This window comes from Salinigranum salinum, assembly GCF_009176545.1.
GTDB lineage: Archaea > Halobacteriota > Halobacteria > Halobacteriales > Haloferacaceae > Salinigranum > Salinigranum salinum.
The window spans coordinates 1313237-1328782 of sequence record NZ_VTOJ01000002.1 but is presented as its reverse complement, the minus strand read 5'-3'; the positions used below and the strand labels follow the sequence as shown (position 1 = coordinate 1328782).

The window sequence follows — 15546 nt, the reverse complement described above, 5'->3', positions numbered from 1 at the left end:
CGAAACCCACAACTCTCATACCTCCGACGCGCGTCCATCCGCCGATGACAGCCTCCCGCACGGTCGAACTCGAGGGCCACATCATCGACTCGGGGATGATGCAGCAGGCCTTCGGCATCGTCATGGACATGGGTGGCAACTTCGACGTCGAGCAGTTCGAGGTCGGGACCCACAAGCAGGCGGAGTCGTACTGTCGGATGGCGGTATTCGCCGACACGGAGACCGAACTCATGGAGATCCTCCACGAACTCCACCAGATCGGGGCGAACCTCACGGACCCCGTCGACGCCCACCTCGAACGCGCACCGGCCGACCGCGTCGTCCCCACCGGCTTCTACTCGACGACGAACCACCCGACGCAGGTTCGATATCAGGGTGAGTGGATCGACGTCGAGAACATCGAGATGGACTGTGCGATCGTCGTCGAAGACGGGGACGACGGCCCTCCTCGGGCGTACACCAAGGTCCTGAACGCGGTCCGCGAGGGCGACATGATCGTCACCGACGAGGCGGGCATCCGGGTGGATCCGCCCGAACGGCCCCGCGACTCCTCGGGTCCGTTCGGCTTCATGCAGGGCGGCGTCTCCTCGGAGCGACCGTCCGAGTCGCTCATCCGGCAGATCGCCGACGCGATGCGCACCACGAAGGAGGCGGGCGGGAAGATCCTCGTCGTCGCGGGACCGGCGCTCATCCACGCCGGCGCGGGCGACGAACTCGCGCGCCTCGTGAGAGAGGGGTACATCGACATGCTCTCCGCCGGAAACGGCTTCGCCGTCCACGACATCGAGCGTGGGCTGTACGGCACCTCGCTCGGGATGGACATGGAGACGATGGAACACCCCCGGAAAGGGCACAAACACCACATCTACACGATCAGCGAGGTCATCCGCGCCGGCGGCATCGCCGAGGCCGTCGACGAGGGACTCATCCGGGAGGGAGTGATGTACGAGTGCGTCGAGAACGACGTCCCCTACGTGCTGGCGGGGTCGATCCGCGACGACGGGCCGCTCCCCGACACGATCACCGACGCGGTCGAGGCGCAGAACGCGATCCGCGAACAGGCCCACGAGGCCGACATGGTGTTGATGCTGTCGACCCTGCTGCACTCGGTCGCCGTCGGCAACTGTCTCTCGTCCACCACCAGAGTCGTCTGCGTCGACATCAACCCCGCCACGGTGACACAGCTCCTGGATCGCGGGAGTTCGCAGGCGATCGGCATGGTCACGGACATCGGGACGTTCCTCCCGATGCTCGCCGAGGAGATCCTCGCGGACGACGTGGAGGCGGTCGAGGAAGTGGACGCGAACGACGACTGAGTCCGCTCCGTGGCCGGCGCGCGGTCTCGTTTTCGCTCCCGTTCCCGTTCACCGCGGGCGCTATCCGTTCCCGACTCGAGCGTCAGTCGACGGTGACCAGGGGAACGACCGCCATCGGTACGTCGGCGTTCAACAGCACCGACTGTGCCGTCGAGCCGAACACCACCTTCGCCGTCGGGTTGCGCTTGCGGATCCCGATGACGAGTTCGTCGGCGTCGAATTCCTCGACCGCCCTGAGGAGGTCCTCCTCGGGGTCGTTCGCCCGGACGAACTGGTGGGTCTCGACCGTACACTGCTCGCCGAGACGCGCACCCACCGCGTTGAGCGCGTCCTCGCCGTCGCGGATGTCCTCGGGGGACGTGTCGTCGCCGCCGCGGTGGGAGTTGACGGCGACGACCGTATCGCCCTGTCCGACGCGCCTCCCCAGATAGTCACAGATCGTTGCGCTCGTGTGGACGGAGTTCGTCCCGACGACGTAGGTCGTCATACGTTCCCGCGCGTGGAGCGGGTACAAAAAACCGTCCGTCGGTTCTCCCGTTCTCGTGAACCCGTCCGTGGTTCTCCTGCTCCCGGGACGGTCCCGTCGTCGTGTGGCTCGCGACGACCTCGTGTCCGCAGCCCGTGTTACCCACGACCGCCACGGGGTCGACACGGCGTTGCTCACGCCACGTCGGGTCCGAACCCCATCACATCGACGCCGATGCCGACGCGACCCACCCGTCCCTGCAGAAGACATATACCCGACAGCGAAGTGCTGTCGTGTATGCCCCGCGACAGAACTCTGGCGGCGGGGGCGGCCGGTCTCGTCGCCGTGGCTCTCCTGACCGCCGCGGCGGTGCCCGGCGTGCTCGCCGATCCGACGGACGAGGGGCCGACGCGGCCCGGTCCCGTCCGCATCGCCGAGACGACGATCGCTCCCGGCACCGTCTCGGGCGAGACGACCGTCCTCCACGTCCAGACGCGACTCGACCACCGCGGCAACCCGACGGAGAACGTCTCGGTGCGGTTCCGCGCGACCGACGCCGAGTCGGGCTTCGTCGCGGCCACGGAGACCGTCGAGGTCGGCACCCTCGAGCGCGATGGCGAGACGCTGGTCGAGACGAACCTCACCGTCGAGCGCGAGGGCGGCTACCGCATCGAGGCGACCGTCTTCCGCGACGACGAGCGGATCGGTACCGGCGGGAAGGTCGTCTCCGGCCTGGGTGGACTCACCCCCGAGTACGCCCGGACGAGCGTCGGGTTCTCCCAGTCGGAGGCGCTCCCACCCGTCGCCTTCTCGGTCGCTTCCGTCGAGAACGACCGGACGACGCTCGACCTCGCGGCGACGCTGACCAACCGCGGTGACGGCCCCTCCGAGGACCTCCGCGTGACGGTCGTCCTCCGGCAGGCCGACTCGAACATCGTCGCCGCCCGCTCGGAGGCCCAGGTGGGAACCATCCGCCCCGGACGGACGGAGCAGGTGACCACGCAGGTCGCCGTGCCCAGCGAGTACAACTACTACATCGACGCCGTGCTCTGGAAGGACGGCGTCGTGGTCGACACCGCGCGGTCGGCGGCGAACCTCGACCCGACCGAACGGATCAGCGTCAACGAGACGCGGCGCGAGGTCGACCTGCGCGTCGAGGACTTCTCCGGGGACGACGACCGCGTGGAGACCGCGGAGCCCGAGGCCACGTTCGAGACCTCGTCGAGCGCCCCCGGCTTCGGCGTCGGAGTCGCCGTCGTGGCGCTGCTCTCGCTCGCCCTGCTCGCCCGGAGGTGGGACGCATGAGCGACAGCGACTCGGTCGCGGGAGCTGACGGAGCGGCCACCGCCACGCGCGTCCGCCGCGGTCTCGACTACGCGCTCCTCGGGGGACTGGTGCTTCTCGGCGTCTTCGCCGCGATCCAGTTCTACCTCGCCGCGGACCGCACGATCAACGTCTGGGTGACGCGCGAGTACCGCCCCCCGTTCAAGATGGTGTTCAACCTCGTCGTGCTCCTCGTCGTGGGCGTCGGCGTCTCCCGACAGATCCGACGACTCACCGCGTCGGACGGCGGTGACGACGCGGAGGCGACGTCCGAGGCGACGACCGACGGCGGGAGCGGCTCGGCCAGCGTGGACAGCGCCGGGACTGCGGACGCCGACGCCGCACACACCGACTCCCCGACTGCAGAGACCGACCGGGGGACGACCGCCGCGGGTGAAGACGCCGACCGGGCCGGCGACTCCTCGGACTGAACGATCGACCGCTTCCCCGCCCGGTTCTCTCGTTCTCGCCGACGCTCCTCCCGTCCGCGACGACTGCTGCTCTCCCCGCTCGACTCACCGGACGACCGTGACGGGGACCGGCGAGCGTCGCATCACTGCCTCGGCGGTGCTCCCCATGACGAGGCGCGGCACGCCCGTGCGTCCGTGGCTCCCCATGACGACGTGGTCGACGTCGTACTCCTCGACGGCCGTCAGAATACACCGCTCGGGCTTCCCCGTCTCGCTCGCGGTCGTCACGTTCCCTGCGTGGTCGGCCGCGAGGTCCGTCGCCTCGTCGAGGAGTCGCTCGGACGCCGAGACGGCGTCGTTCGCCCACGCCTCGGCTCCCGGGAGTCCGGCGAACTCGGCCTCGTACACCGCGTACACGGGGTCGACGACGTGGAGCACGACGAGGTCGTCGTCCGGGCACTTCCGGAGGGCGTACTCCAGTGCGCGCTGGGCGAGCGGTGAGCCGTCGAACGCGACCAGAACGGTTTCTGTCATGACAGGTCGTTACGACGGCCGCGTTCAAGAGTTCATCCCCCGGGCGATCGGTGCCCACACCGACGAGGCTACGTCGGTGGCGGCTGTCGGCGCTGTCGAACCGAACCATGCTCGAGCGCCTCCTCGGTGACGACATCGACGAATCGGGAAAGTACCTCGCCGAAGTGATCTACGGTGCGAACGACGGGATCGTCACCACGTTCGCCGTGGTCGCCGGCGTCGCCGGTGCCGCGCTGAGTCCGTCGATCGTCCTCGTCCTCTCGGGCTGGCGAACCTCTTCGCCGACGGGTTCTCGATGGGGATGAGCAACTACCTGAGCCGACGGTCGGAGATGGACTACCAGCAGGCGCGCGGGAACGCGGCGGAGGCCGGCGACGGCGGCAAACCACCGGCGTACACGGCCGCGGTCACCTTCTGCGGTTTCGTCGTCGCGGGCGTCACGCCGCTCGTCCCGTACGGGCTCGCGCTCGAACCCCTGTTCCCGCTGTCGATCGCGTTCACCGCCGTCGCGTTCTTCGCCGTGGGTGCGAGCCGGAGCCTGGTCACCGCCCGCCGGTGGTACGTCAACGGCGCGGAGATGTTCGTCGTGGGGATGGCCGCGGCGACGGTCGCGTTCGTCGTCGGCACCCTCCTGCGAGGCCTCGCGTGAGCCGTCGGATGGGTCGTCGGGGGAGCCGACTCACCAGCCTCCGCGCGGGCGATCAGCTCACGAGGAGCCACGCGACGAACACCACGACGCCGCCGAGGACGGTGCTCGCGACGGCGTGGAGGCGGAGCTGGTCGAGGAGCGTGTGGGCGTGGCCGTCGTGGGTCTCGATGGCGTCGTGGATCTCGCTGCCGAGTTCGCACCGGGGGAGGAAATCCATGGCGATGTGGAGGAAGATGCCGGTCGCGAAGCCGAAGACGAGCCCCCGGAGAGGCGGCGACGCCGGGAGTTGGAGCGAGGCGGCCGTGATCGCCGTGAGACCGACGCCCACGGCCGGCAGGAGGAGCGTGGTGACGTCCCCGCCTTTCCGGGCGAGCCGCGCGGCCGCGGCGTAGCCGGCGGGTCCCTTGTGCGAGACGATGGCGAGCCCGAGCAGGAGTCCGAGCTCGGGCATGTTGCCGTAGACGACGCCGATGACGACGCCGGCGGCGAGCGCGTGCGCGGACAGCTCCGCCACGGTGCGGTCGAGCGGCATCTCGACGTGGGCGAGCCGGTGGCCGATCGAGTGCGAGGCGAACCCCACGAGGACGCCGAGTGCGACGCCGAAGCCGCCGAACTGTGCGTGGTGGCCGATGGCGCCCGGGAGGAGGAACACGGCCGCGGAGGTGACCATCGCGCCGGAGGCGAGGCCGTACCCCCACACGAGCGCGGTCGGGTTCTCGTCGCGGCTCCTGTATCCGACGACGCCCGCGCCGGCCATCGCGGCGAAGGCGACCCACGAGATGCCCAGCAGCTTCCACAGGCCCGCCGTCACGGCGTACGCCGACAGCGCGATCAGCAGCGCGACCGCACCGAGACCGAGACGCGAGACCCGCTGGAGGGACGAGACTCGCCGGGCGACGGTCGAGATTTCCATGGTTAACAATTCTCTCCTATTCGTTAATAAGGACTGTGGTCGTCGCTCCCGGGTGTCCACTGGGGTCCTCTCCCGAGACTCGCTCGCTCCGCGCTCCGACGTCTACTCCCGGCCGCCCGCCGTCTCGTCTCTCTCCCCCGGGACGTCGGCGTCGTTCCGCCGTGACTCCGGTCCCGTCACGACGTCCGCACTGCCCACCAGACTCTCGTCGTGCGGCGTCAGCGGATCGTCGAAGTCGGGGTACGCCACGGACTCGGGGGCCGGCCGTGGCTCGGCACCGGTCGGCCCTGGTGTCGAGGCGTCGTCGGGCTCCGTCGCCGGGCGTGACGGCCCCGTCTCGGTCGTCCGCGGTTCGACGTCGGTCGTTTCGTGTGACGTGGCGTCGGCGCCGTCGACCTCGGGGTCAGCCACCGAACCCGGCGCGTCGACCGTGTCGTCCTCCACGGGTGTCGCCCGTCTCCCGTGACGCCACTCGACGTGCTCGAGCTTCCGTTCGACCCGATCCCGTGATCGATCGAAGTCGATCACGGCGTAGTGATCGCGTGCGTCCCGCAGCAACCCGCGGATCCTCGACGGGTCCGAGATCCCGACCGACTCGGCCTCGGCCTCCAGCTGTTGTCCCTTGAGGTGGTGGATCGCCCGGTTCGCTGCCTCGGGGTGGATGTCGTACGCCAGGAGGTCACCGATCCCGTCGTCGATCGCGCGGCTCGCAGCCTCGTGGTCGCCGTCCGCGGTCAGGTCGTGTGCGTGCACGACGACCTCGTTGTACCGTGGCTCCCACGTCGGCAGGAACTCGTGTCTCGTGGCGAGCCACTTGGCGTCTCTGAACCGCCGAGCGGCTGCCACGAACTGGTGGCAGCTCCGGAGCCGGTGTCCGGCCGCGATGTGGGACTCGAACTGCGCTCGCGCCCGGAGCTCGGGGAGGTCGATCGCCGTCACGACAGTCGACGCCCCGTCGTAGAGCAGTTCGGCCATCCGTGAGTCCGACCGCACCGCGTATCCCGTCCAGTAGAGCGCGTTCGCGAGGACGTACACGAACTCGTCCGTCGACTCGCGCGCCGAGGCACAGAGCAGCGCCCGCCACTCGCGTCCCCGGTCGGGGTACGCCGCGGTGCGTGCCTCGAACTTCCGCCGCTCGTAGTTCCCGTCGAGCTGCCACCGTCGGCGCATGGTGTGTCCCCGTGCGGCCCGCACGCCGTCGGTCGTCACGAGGTGGGCGAGATGGCAGGCGAAGAACTGCCCGTCGTCGCGCCGTTCGAGGTCGGCGAGGTCGTAGCCGAGCGACGCCACCAGCGCCGCCGTCTGGGTCGCCGAGCCGAACGCCGTCGCCATCGTCTCGGAGAGGGCGTCGACGAGCCCGACCGACCCGATCGCGTCGATCGCGTCGAAGCCGGCCACCAGCGCCTCCAGTTCGGCGTCGGAGCTCACGGACAGACCCGTGGGACAGACGAGCGCGGCCCGGAGGATCGGGTACCGGAACGAGTGGATGACGCTGGAGGCGTGCCCGTCGGCCGCCGTCACCGCGTCGACCAGTGCGACGACCTCCGGCAGGTCGAGGAAGGCCCCGCAGATCAGTGGCACCTGCACCGGCGTCTCGAACGCCGCCAGCACGGCGGCCGCTGCCGACTCGTCCCCGTCGATTGCCGCCTCACACCGCTCACGGATCCGCGCGGAGGGGACGTACACCACCGCCCGTCCCTCACTCCACGAGACGACGACCCGTTCGACGCCGGCGTCGTCGGGAACGGTGACCGTCAGTTCCAGCGCGCCGGTCGGCTCACCGCGCGACCGTTCGACGGGACCGACGACGGCGTCGCCCGGCGTCACGACCGTCGCGTCGTCCATCTCGCCGACAGTGGCCGGAAACCGGACGTCGTACGTGGTCGCCCGGGGACGCTCCACCCCGTCCGCCCGCTCGTGCCGAACCAGCCTCACAGCGTCGTCGTCCGTGATCGACTGCGTCCAGCGGCGGACCATTGTCACCTCCCTGTCGGCAGAAACGATAACGCTTCCGTGACTGTTATCTCCGCTGATAATATCTCGCTACCGCCGTCACCACGATGTGCCGGTTCGGTCCCCGGACTACCGCGTCGCCCCCTTCCACGCCCGCAGATCGACGATCTCCCCGTCGAGGTCCGCCGTGGGGCAGTCGGTCGCCGCCCACACGAACATCGGCGCGACGTCGGCGGCGTCGCGGCCCTGTCCACCGGCGAGGTCGGTCGCGACGAGGCCGGGGTCGACGACGCCGACGACCTGTTTGAGGTCGGTCGCGAAGCCGCGGGCGAGCGCCTCCGCGCCGGCCTTCGAGACGGCGTACGCGCCCATCCCCGGCTTGGCCTCCCGGGCGATCGACCCGGAGGGGACGAGTATCCGGGCGTCGCTCGCGAGGTGCGGGACGGCCTCCTTGACCGTGGCGAACACCCCGCGGACGTTCGTCCGGAGCGTGTCGTCGAACCGGGCGTACGGCTCCCCGTCGAGCGACATCTCACCCGGTGGGCCGTGGTTGACGCCGGCGTTGGCGACCACGACGTCGATCGACCCGCCGATCCGTGCCGCGGTCTCCATCAGCCGTTCGACGTCGTACTCGTCGCGGACGTCGGCCCGGACGGCCTTGACGCGGTCGAACTCGCCCGTCATCGCCTCGATCGGCTCGACGTCTCGCGCGCATGCGACGACCGTCGCGCCCGCCTCGGCGAACGCCCGCACGCACGCCGCCCCGATCCCGCGACTGCCGCCCGTGACCACGACTGTCGTGTCGTCCATACCGACGGGTAGGACGGTGGTAAGGTAAACGTCGGGTTCCGTCCGCCGTTCGCGTGGGGTGCGGTCGGCCGTCAGTCGGTGACGAAGCTGTCAGCTGGCGATGCTGCTATCTGTCGGTGACGACGTTCGACGGACGGGCAGCCGTCGCTTCGTCCGAGCGTTCGGTCGACAGCCTCCGTCCCGGACGGCCGACGCAGGCGACCTCGTCCGGCCTGTCGAACGCACGTTTCGGCTGTCCCCGGCCCGACTCGGCGAACGCGGCTGCTTGAGTGCACCGGTCTGGCTCACTACTCGCTCCCGGTCTGCCGAGGGGAGATGCCGGCGTCAGCGTCGGCTTCGGCGTCGACGTCGACCGCTACGTCGGACTGATTTTCGCCGGTCCTCGACCTGCCGGGCTCCCGGTCCGGCGTCTCGAACAGTTTGCGGAAGATCTGCACCGTGGTCCTGTCGAGTGTATCGACGGAGTAGGTGAGGTAGAAGCCGACGAGAAACGCGACCAGCCAGTGGACCTGGCCGACGTTCCCGTTCGGACCCGTCGACATCGCGACGAGCAGGTAGAAGACCGTCACGAGCAAGAGGGCGGCCGGGACTCGCAAACTGACCTTGAAGAGTGCCGTCCGGTCCATGTCTGTCTCTTTGAACAGTCTGATGAAGAAAAACGCCATCGTGCCCACGAAGCTGTACACGTACACGTAGAGCCGTTCGAATATCGACAGAAGCATTTCCGGGGCTCCCGAGCCTTCCCCACCGAACACGTATCCATAGTCGATGTAACCGAGCGTTATCCCGATGAGCGCATCCACGATGGACGACATCGCTTCGGGTCCGAGCACGATCAGGAAGACCGCCAGCAGGGAGAGCACGCCGAACTGAGCGACGACGAACCGACCGAGCCAGCTCTCGTGCCACAGGATCAATCCGGTGTCGACGTCGGGCTCAGGCGTCGACCCAGTCATCTCCGGGGAGCCACGGGTGACGTCTTCGACCGCCCGGTAGGCGGTTCAGCGGTCCAGTCGGCTCGTCCGGTCTTGGTCCCGCGCTCACACTGACCATAGCTCGACGTATTCGTCACCTGTACGTATAAAATCTTAGATGTTTGCCACGACGACGGGCGCGACACCGACCGCGGTCCGTCTGCGAACCATGCGGGTCGCCGTCCGGTCAGTCGACTTATGCCTCCGAGGACCTAACTCCGGCTATGGACTCGGTTTCGGACCTCTCGGCCCTCGCTGGCTCGTCGGTCGTCGTCGTCGGCGGCGGCTTCGGCGGGCTCTCTACCGCGTGCTACCTCGCCGACGCCGGCGCCGACGTGACGCTCCTCGAGAAGAACGAACAGCTGGGGGGCAGAGCCTCCCGTCTCGAACGCGACGGCTTCCGCTTCGATATGGGGCCGTCGTGGTACCTGATGCCCGACGTGTTCGAGCGCTTCTTCGGTCACTTCGACCGCACCCCCGGCGACTACTACTCGCTCACTCGTCTCGACCCCCACTACCGCATCTTCTTCAAGGACGGCGACCGGGTGGACATGGTCCCCGATCTCGAGACCAATCGAGAGACGTTCGAGGCGTACGAGCCCGGGGCCGGGGAGAAATTCGACGACTACCTCCGAAAGTCGGAACGCAACTACGAGATCGGCATGGAGCACTTCGTCTACGAGGACCGCTCCCGACTCAGGGACTTCCTCGACCTCGACGTGGCGAAGAACGCCTGGGGCCTGTCGTTGATCGGATCGATGCAGGACCACGTCGAACGGTACTTCTCACACCCGAAGCTCCAGCAGATCATGCAGTACACGCTGGTGTTCCTGGGTGGCTCCCCGAACAACACGCCGGCGCTGTACAACCTCATGAGCCACGTCGACTTCAACCTCGGCGTCTACTACCCCGAGAACGGGCTGGGGGGCGTCGTCGACGGCATCGTCGCGATGGCCGAGGAACTCGGCGTCACGTTCCACACCGGGACGCCGGTGCGCGAGATCAGGGGTCGGACCGGTGGGTTCGTCGTCCGCACCGACGAGGGGGAGTTCCTCGCCGACTACGTCGTCTCGAACGCCGACTACGCCCACACCGAGCGCGAACTCCTCCCGCCAGAGAAACGACAGTATTCGGACCAGTACTGGGAGTCGCGGACGTACGCACCGTCGGCGTTCCTGCTCTATCTCGGCGTCGAGGGCGACGTCGACCCGCTCGCCCACCACACGCTCGTCCTCCCCACCGAGTGGGACGACCACTTCGAACAGATCTTCGACGACCCCGCGTGGCCCGACGACCCGGCGTACTACCTCTGCGTCCCCTCGGAGACGGACGACGCCGTGGCTCCCGCGGGACACTCGAACCTGTTCGTGCTCGTCCCGGTCGCGGCGGGCCTCGAGGACACGCCCGCCCTCCGCGAGGCGTACCGCGACCTCGTCCTCGACGACGTCGCCGAGCACACCGGTGTCGACCTCCGCGACCGGATCGTCGTCGAGGAGTCGTTCTGCGTCGAGGACTTCGCCGCGCGGTACAACGCGACGAAAGGGACGGCGCTCGGTCTCGCGCACACCCTCAGACAGACGGCACTCTTCCGACCGCCGAACGCCTCACGCGAGATGGACGGCCTCTTCTTCACGGGGTCGTTCACCCAGCCGGGCATCGGCGTCCCGATGTGTCTGATCAGCGGACAGTTGACGGCCGAACGGATGGCGGAGACGGCAGAGGAACCGTAGGATGGACACGAGCACGTCGACGTCGACGACCGCCGAGGGCGAGCGAGAGACGGCCGGCGGCGGAACCGGCGCGACCGTCCGCTACCTCCTGACGCTGTCGCGTCCGCGCTTCTGGCTCTACCTGGCGGGGCCCGTCATCGTCGGCGTCGCCGCCGCGGCGCGCACTCCAGGGGAACTGTTCGACCCGCTCGCGGTCGCCCTCTTCGCGTACTTCCTCCTGCCGGCGAACCTCTTTCTGTACGGCGTCAACGACCTCTTCGACGCCGACGTCGACGCCGAGAACCCCAAGAAAGAGGGGCGCGAGGCGCGCTGGCAGGGCGGGCGGCGCGTCGTCGCCGCCGTCGTCGTCTCGGGACTCCTCGGCGCCGGACTCTTCGCCGCGACGCCCGCGCTGGCGTGGCCGTATCTCGCCGGCTTCGGCTTCCTCGCCGTCGAGTACAGCGCGCCCCCGTTTCGGTTCAAGACGACGCCGCTGCTCGACTCGGCGTCGAACGGGCTGTACATCCTCCCGGGTGCGGCCGCGTTCGCCGCCCTCTCGGGAACGCACCCGCCGCTGGCGGCGCTCGTCGGCGCGTGGCTCTGGACCATGGGGATGCACACCTTCTCCGCGATCCCCGACATCGAACCCGACCGCGAGGCCGGGATCGAAACGACCGCGACCGTCCTCGGCGAAGAGCGCACCTACGCTTACTGCGGGGCGGCGTGGATCACAGCAGCCATCGCCTTCGCCTTCGTCGACACCCGCATCTCGCTGCTCCTCTTGGCGTACCCCGTCGTCGTCTTCGTACTCTACTGGTCGGAGGTTCCCACGGAACGCGCCTACTGGTGGTATCCGGCGCTGAACACGCTGGTCGGGATGGTCCTGACCATGGGACTGCTCTGGAGGCTCGTCTATGGATAGGCGCGCGCTCGAGGCCCGTCTCGACCGCCTCATCGTCGACAACCGCTTCACCATCTCCGTGTTCTTTCCGCTGAACGGGGCCGTCCTGCTGGTGGCGAGCGCCGAGGGCTTACTCCCCCCGCCGCTGTCGTTCAACCCCCTGTTGATCCTCCTCGGCACGCTCGTCATGCGGTCGCCGCTCCTGGCCGGGGTGCTCCCGCTCGTCGGTCGGCGGGCTGCGCTCGCACTCGGCGCGCTCGTCGCGTACTCCTACGGGATCGAGTTTCTGGGCGTGCACACCGGCGTCCCCTACGGCGAGTTCTTCTACGGCGTCGACCTCGGCCCCACCGTCTTCGGCGTACCGCTCGGCCTCCCGGTCTTTTTCATCCCGCTGGTAATGAACGCCTACCTCCTCGTCGCTTTGCTCCTCGGTGGGCGGGCGGCGTCGCGACCGCTCCGACTCGTCAGCGTGGTCGCCGCCGTGCTGGCGATGGACCTCGTCCTCGACCCGGGCGCGGTCGCGCTCGGCTTCTGGGTCTATCCGAACGGGGGGCTCTACTACGGCGTGCCGCTGTCGAACTACGCCGGCTGGGTGCTGTCGGCGACTGTCGCCGTCGTCGCGCTCGACGTCGCCTTCTCGCGTACCGCCCTCCTCCGGCGGCTCTCGGAGACGGAGTACATGCTCGACGATCTCGTGAGCTTCGTCATCCTCTGGGGCGGGATCAACGCCTGGTTCGGCAACTGGGTCGCCGTCGCCGTCGCCGCCGGCTTCGGCGTGGGCCTCGTCCGGACCGATCGGTTCGACGCCCGGCTCTTGCGGGTGGCGCGACCGCGGCTGAGCCGGTTCTGGTAGCACGCGCGGCTCCTCGCCGGCGACGCGACGGTTTGAAGCGGACTGGGACCCCGACGATCCATCGCTGTGATGCCCGTTCTGGTTCCCTTCGCGGTGTTCGTCCGGGATCGTCGGACCGTCGAGAAACAAATCAAAATGCGAGAATTTTTGGTAATACAGAACGTACGTCGCCCACATGAGGCTGGACGATGGGGGGACGCCGCCAGGCAGCGGCTACGAGACGCTGCTCTCACGGATCCCGGAGCTCGTCGTCGTCGTCGACGCCGCGGGCGAAATCCGGTACGTGGGTCCGTCTGCCCGCACTGTCGTCGGGCACGAGCCCGACACCCTGGTCGGGACGTCGCTCGTCGACCACCTCCACGAGACGGACGCGATGGCCGTCGAGCTCCTGGTGACGGCGGAGACGGCGGGTCGGCGGGACGATCTCGAGCGTGCGCCCGACGACGCCGGAGCAGGTGAGCGGTCCTCTCACGGTCCGTCGTCCGTCGAGGCCCGCATCCGGACCGGCGACGGCGAGTGGATCTGGCTCCAGTTCGCCACCACCGACGAGTGGGACGACGAGACCGACAGCGTGGTGCTGACGGCCCGCAACGTCACCGACCGGCGTCGTCGCGAACGGCAGCTCGCCGAACGGAACGACCGACTGGACACGTTCGCCAGCGTCGTCAGCCACGACCTCCAGGGTCCGCTCAGCGTCGCCAGCGGTACCCTGGCGCTGTACCGACAGACGGGTGACGAGGCGTATCTGGACCGGATCGAACGAGCCCACGAACGGATGGAGGAGCTGACGGGCGGGCTGCTCGCGCTCGCACGGGAAGGACGTGTGGTCGGTGACCTCGAACCGGTGTCGCTCAGTGCCTGTGCGACCCGGGCGCTCGAGACGACTCCCCTGTCGTCCGACGGCGTCGTCGTCGATCCGGCGCTTCCGACGGTGTCCGCGGATCCGAGCCGTCTCCGGTCGTTGTTCGAGAACCTCTTTCGCAACGTCGTCGACCACGCCGGCCCCGACGCGCGAGTGTGGATCGCCCCACTCGACGAGGACGTCGCCGACTCGACGACCGAGGAGTCGCAGAGCCCCGCCGCTCGCGGCGACTTCGTCTTCGAGGACGACGGCCCGGGCATCCCCCCCGACGAGGCCGACACGGTGTTCGAACCGGGATACTCGACCGACGACGGCACGGGGTACGGATTACACATCGTCGACACGATCGCGACGGCGCACGGCTGGGACGTGACGGTGACGACGGGGAGAGCCGGCGGTGCCCGGTTCGAGGTGCGAGGAGTCGACGCGGTCGAGACCGACGAGTGAGCCTCTCGCCGCTCAGATGAGGTTGCGGACCCAGGCGGCGAACCGATGGCCCCGACCGCGTCCGGGGCGTGTGTCGACGTCGTGTCCCGCGTGTCGACCGGGGTACGGGACGACGCTGACGCGCCGGAACACCGTCTCGGGATCCTTCGTGCGCGCCCACGCCAGTCGCGTCCGTGCGAGCAGCCAGAGCTTCCGGCCCGTCGAGAGCGACGGCGTCTCGGAGAGCACGTCGTAGCCGCAGCGGCGGATGGCGCGGTGGTGGTCGGCGTACAGCACCGCAGCGAGCAGGACGGCGAACTGGCAGTCCTCGGGGAGGTACTTGATGCCGGCCACTCCCTCGCGGTACAGCGCTTCGGTGCGGGCGAGTTCGTCGCGCATCGCCGCGCGGAAGTCATCGGAGAACTCGAAGTTCTTCACCTCTTCCTCCGTCACTCCGTGCCGGCGGAGCGTCTCCAGCGGGAGGTAGACGCGGTCGCGTTCGACGACGTCCTCGCGGACGTCGCGGAGGAAGTTCGACAGCTGGAACGCCTCGCCGAGCGCCGTCGCGTGTGGCAGCGCCCGCTCGGGGTCGTCGCATCCCATCACGGCCGTCATCATCCGTCCGACGGCCGACGCGGAGCCGTCCATGTACGCCTCGAGCTCCTCGTACGTCTCGTACCGGCTCTTCTCGATGTCGGCGAGCATCGCGTCGACGAACACCCGAACGTCGTCGTCGTCGATCCCGGCCTCCTCGCGGATCTCGCAGAACGCCTCGAGGACGGGGTCGGTCGCCTCGCGCCCGCCGAGCGCCTCCGCGCGCAGGCGTTCGAGTTCGGCCCGCTGTTCGTCGGGCGGAGCGGGGTCGGCCGTGTCGACGATCTCGTCGGCCACACGGAAGAACGCGTAGAGGACGTACGTCGGGTGTCTGACCCGTTCGGGCAGGAGCCGCGTCGCGAGGTGGAACGTCTTGCCGGTCCGCTGTTGGATGCGCTTGCTCCGCTCGACCTGTCTGTCGTCTACCATCGTGTGGGGAGGGATCGTGAGGGTGTCAGTGTGTGGCTCCAGTGCTCACCGCGCATCGTATTATGCGCCGCTAGGTACTCTCGTAATATAACGCTTGAGGCCGTTCGAGACGCCGACGTTCGCCCGACCGCTCGGTCGTCGCCGGGCGACCGTCGCGGCCGCGTGGTACTCGTCACGAGTGTCACCAGAACGTGTCGCTGCAGTCGTAGACGACCCCGTGTTCGGGGCAGACGTACTTGCAGTGACGGTGACTCATCGAGGCCCCGCAGAGCGGACAGGGACGGCCTCGGACTTGCTCCTGCATGTGAACGTAAGAGGACTCATCGGCAAAGACTGTTTCTTTCCGTGACAGCCGAGCCGACACGACGGGCGGGAGTTGGCACTGATTTGGAAGAGAGTGTGACCCGAGTTCGGCCAACGAATA

Annotated in this window: 17 protein-coding genes; 9 read left to right on the top strand and 8 right to left on the bottom strand. The window is 68.8% G+C overall.

Going from position 1 to position 15546, the window contains the following annotated elements:
- The first annotated feature begins 44 nt into the window (after positions 1-44).
- Entirely contained in the window at positions 45-1316 is a 1272-nt protein-coding gene (locus FZP69_RS17720; RefSeq protein ID WP_152042694.1) for an ornithine cyclodeaminase, read from the top strand.
- A gap of 82 nt (positions 1317-1398) precedes the next feature.
- On the opposite strand, the gene FZP69_RS17715 is transcribed toward FZP69_RS17720, so the two are convergent.
- Entirely contained in the window at positions 1399-1803 is a 405-nt protein-coding gene (locus tag FZP69_RS17715; RefSeq protein ID WP_152042693.1) for a universal stress protein, read from the bottom strand.
- Positions 1804-2079: 276 nt separating this feature from the next.
- Between FZP69_RS17715 and FZP69_RS17710 the strand changes: the two genes are divergently transcribed.
- Both FZP69_RS17710 and FZP69_RS17705 read left to right on the top strand, forming a co-directional pair.
- Complete coding sequence (locus tag FZP69_RS17710) at positions 2080-3087, top strand: DUF7490 domain-containing protein (RefSeq protein ID WP_152042692.1); 1008 nt, start codon at positions 2080-2082, stop codon at positions 3085-3087.
- Complete coding sequence (locus FZP69_RS17705; RefSeq protein WP_152042691.1) at positions 3084-3536, top strand: hypothetical protein; 453 nt, start codon at positions 3084-3086, stop codon at positions 3534-3536. The genes FZP69_RS17710 and FZP69_RS17705 overlap by 4 nt, the downstream gene beginning before the upstream one ends.
- Positions 3537-3620: 84 nt before the next feature.
- Here FZP69_RS17705 and FZP69_RS17700 read toward each other — a convergent pair whose 3' ends face one another.
- Positions 3621-4049, bottom strand: a complete 429-nt coding sequence (locus FZP69_RS17700) for a universal stress protein (protein WP_152042690.1) — start codon at positions 4047-4049, stop codon at positions 3621-3623.
- A 107-nt stretch (positions 4050-4156) separates the two neighbouring features.
- On the opposite strand from FZP69_RS17700, the gene FZP69_RS23085 reads away from it, so the two are divergent.
- Positions 4157-4354 (top strand): VIT1/CCC1 transporter family protein, encoded by a 198-nt coding sequence (locus FZP69_RS23085; RefSeq protein WP_240137695.1) that lies wholly within the window; start codon positions 4157-4159, stop codon positions 4352-4354.
- Positions 4345-4698, top strand: coding sequence for a VIT1/CCC1 transporter family protein (locus FZP69_RS17695; RefSeq protein WP_240137693.1), 354 nt, complete (start codon positions 4345-4347; stop codon positions 4696-4698). Before FZP69_RS23085 ends, FZP69_RS17695 begins: the two co-directional genes overlap by 10 nt.
- Positions 4699-4750: 52 nt before the next feature.
- On the opposite strand, the gene FZP69_RS17690 is transcribed toward FZP69_RS17695, so the two are convergent.
- From FZP69_RS17690 to FZP69_RS17675, 4 genes are all read right to left on the bottom strand, one after another.
- Positions 4751-5611 (bottom strand): ZIP family metal transporter, encoded by an 861-nt coding sequence (locus FZP69_RS17690; protein WP_152042689.1) that lies wholly within the window; start codon positions 5609-5611, stop codon positions 4751-4753.
- Between the two features lie 102 nt (positions 5612-5713).
- Positions 5714-7588 (bottom strand): hypothetical protein, encoded by a 1875-nt coding sequence (locus tag FZP69_RS17685; protein WP_152042688.1) that lies wholly within the window; start codon positions 7586-7588, stop codon positions 5714-5716.
- 105 nt (positions 7589-7693) lie between these two features.
- A complete protein-coding gene (locus FZP69_RS17680) occupies positions 7694-8374 on the bottom strand; it encodes an SDR family oxidoreductase (RefSeq protein ID WP_152042687.1) in 681 nt (226 codons plus the stop codon).
- 287 nt (positions 8375-8661) lie between these two features.
- The gene (locus FZP69_RS17675; protein ID WP_192918637.1) at positions 8662-9237 is read right to left on the bottom strand and encodes a hypothetical protein; all 576 of its coding nucleotides are present in this window, start codon (positions 9235-9237) and stop codon (positions 8662-8664) included.
- Between the two features lie 335 nt (positions 9238-9572).
- On the opposite strand from FZP69_RS17675, the gene FZP69_RS17670 reads away from it, so the two are divergent.
- The 4 genes from FZP69_RS17670 (at position 9573) to FZP69_RS17655 (ending at position 14120) form a co-directional block, all read left to right on the top strand.
- Positions 9573-11078: a phytoene desaturase family protein gene (locus tag FZP69_RS17670; protein ID WP_152042685.1), complete on the top strand. Its 1506-nt coding sequence runs from the start codon at positions 9573-9575 to the stop codon at positions 11076-11078.
- Position 11079: 1 nt separating this feature from the next.
- Positions 11080-11979 (top strand): prenyltransferase, encoded by a 900-nt coding sequence (locus tag FZP69_RS17665; RefSeq protein WP_152042684.1) that lies wholly within the window; start codon positions 11080-11082, stop codon positions 11977-11979.
- A complete protein-coding gene (gene cruF, locus FZP69_RS17660) occupies positions 11972-12811 on the top strand; it encodes a bisanhydrobacterioruberin hydratase (RefSeq protein WP_152042683.1) in 840 nt (279 codons plus the stop codon). The genes FZP69_RS17665 and cruF overlap by 8 nt, the downstream gene beginning before the upstream one ends.
- A 175-nt stretch (positions 12812-12986) precedes the next feature.
- On the top strand, positions 12987-14120 hold the full coding sequence (locus tag FZP69_RS17655; protein WP_152042682.1) for an ATP-binding protein: 1134 nt from the start codon (positions 12987-12989) through the stop codon (positions 14118-14120).
- Positions 14121-14132: 12 nt separating this feature from the next.
- On the opposite strand, the gene FZP69_RS17650 is transcribed toward FZP69_RS17655, so the two are convergent.
- Complete coding sequence (locus FZP69_RS17650; protein WP_152042681.1) at positions 14133-15122, bottom strand: phytoene/squalene synthase family protein; 990 nt, start codon at positions 15120-15122, stop codon at positions 14133-14135.
- Between the two features lie 181 nt (positions 15123-15303).
- Positions 15304-15426 (bottom strand): HVO_2523 family zinc finger protein, encoded by a 123-nt coding sequence (locus tag FZP69_RS23295; protein ID WP_275689375.1) that lies wholly within the window; start codon positions 15424-15426, stop codon positions 15304-15306.
- Positions 15427-15546 lie beyond the last annotated feature (120 nt).

Bases quoted from the DNA above. Each gene is read 5' to 3' on its own strand.
- FZP69_RS17720 (WP_152042694.1), top strand. From the start codon at position 45: ATGACAGCCTCCCGCACGGTCGAACTCGAGGGCCACATCATCGACTCG.
- FZP69_RS17715 (WP_152042693.1), bottom strand. From the start codon at position 1,803: ATGACGACCTACGTCGTCGGGACGAACTCCGTCCACACGAGCGCAACG.
- FZP69_RS17710 (WP_152042692.1), top strand. From the start codon at position 2,080: ATGCCCCGCGACAGAACTCTGGCGGCGGGGGCGGCCGGTCTCGTCGCC.
- FZP69_RS17705 (WP_152042691.1), top strand. From the start codon at position 3,084: ATGAGCGACAGCGACTCGGTCGCGGGAGCTGACGGAGCGGCCACCGCC.
- FZP69_RS17700 (WP_152042690.1), bottom strand. From the start codon at position 4,049: ATGACAGAAACCGTTCTGGTCGCGTTCGACGGCTCACCGCTCGCCCAG.
- FZP69_RS23085 (WP_240137695.1), top strand. From the start codon at position 4,157: ATGCTCGAGCGCCTCCTCGGTGACGACATCGACGAATCGGGAAAGTAC.
- FZP69_RS17695 (WP_240137693.1), top strand. From the start codon at position 4,345: ATGGGGATGAGCAACTACCTGAGCCGACGGTCGGAGATGGACTACCAG.
- FZP69_RS17690 (WP_152042689.1), bottom strand. From the start codon at position 5,611: ATGGAAATCTCGACCGTCGCCCGGCGAGTCTCGTCCCTCCAGCGGGTC.
- FZP69_RS17685 (WP_152042688.1), bottom strand. From the start codon at position 7,588: ATGGTCCGCCGCTGGACGCAGTCGATCACGGACGACGACGCTGTGAGG.
- FZP69_RS17680 (WP_152042687.1), bottom strand. From the start codon at position 8,374: ATGGACGACACGACAGTCGTGGTCACGGGCGGCAGTCGCGGGATCGGG.
- FZP69_RS17670 (WP_152042685.1), top strand. From the start codon at position 9,573: ATGGACTCGGTTTCGGACCTCTCGGCCCTCGCTGGCTCGTCGGTCGTC.
- FZP69_RS17665 (WP_152042684.1), top strand. From the start codon at position 11,080: ATGGACACGAGCACGTCGACGTCGACGACCGCCGAGGGCGAGCGAGAG.
- cruF (WP_152042683.1), top strand. From the start codon at position 11,972: ATGGATAGGCGCGCGCTCGAGGCCCGTCTCGACCGCCTCATCGTCGAC.
- FZP69_RS17655 (WP_152042682.1), top strand. From the start codon at position 12,987: ATGAGGCTGGACGATGGGGGGACGCCGCCAGGCAGCGGCTACGAGACG.
- FZP69_RS17650 (WP_152042681.1), bottom strand. From the start codon at position 15,122: ATGGTAGACGACAGACAGGTCGAGCGGAGCAAGCGCATCCAACAGCGG.
- FZP69_RS23295 (WP_275689375.1), bottom strand. From the start codon at position 15,426: ATGCAGGAGCAAGTCCGAGGCCGTCCCTGTCCGCTCTGCGGGGCCTCG.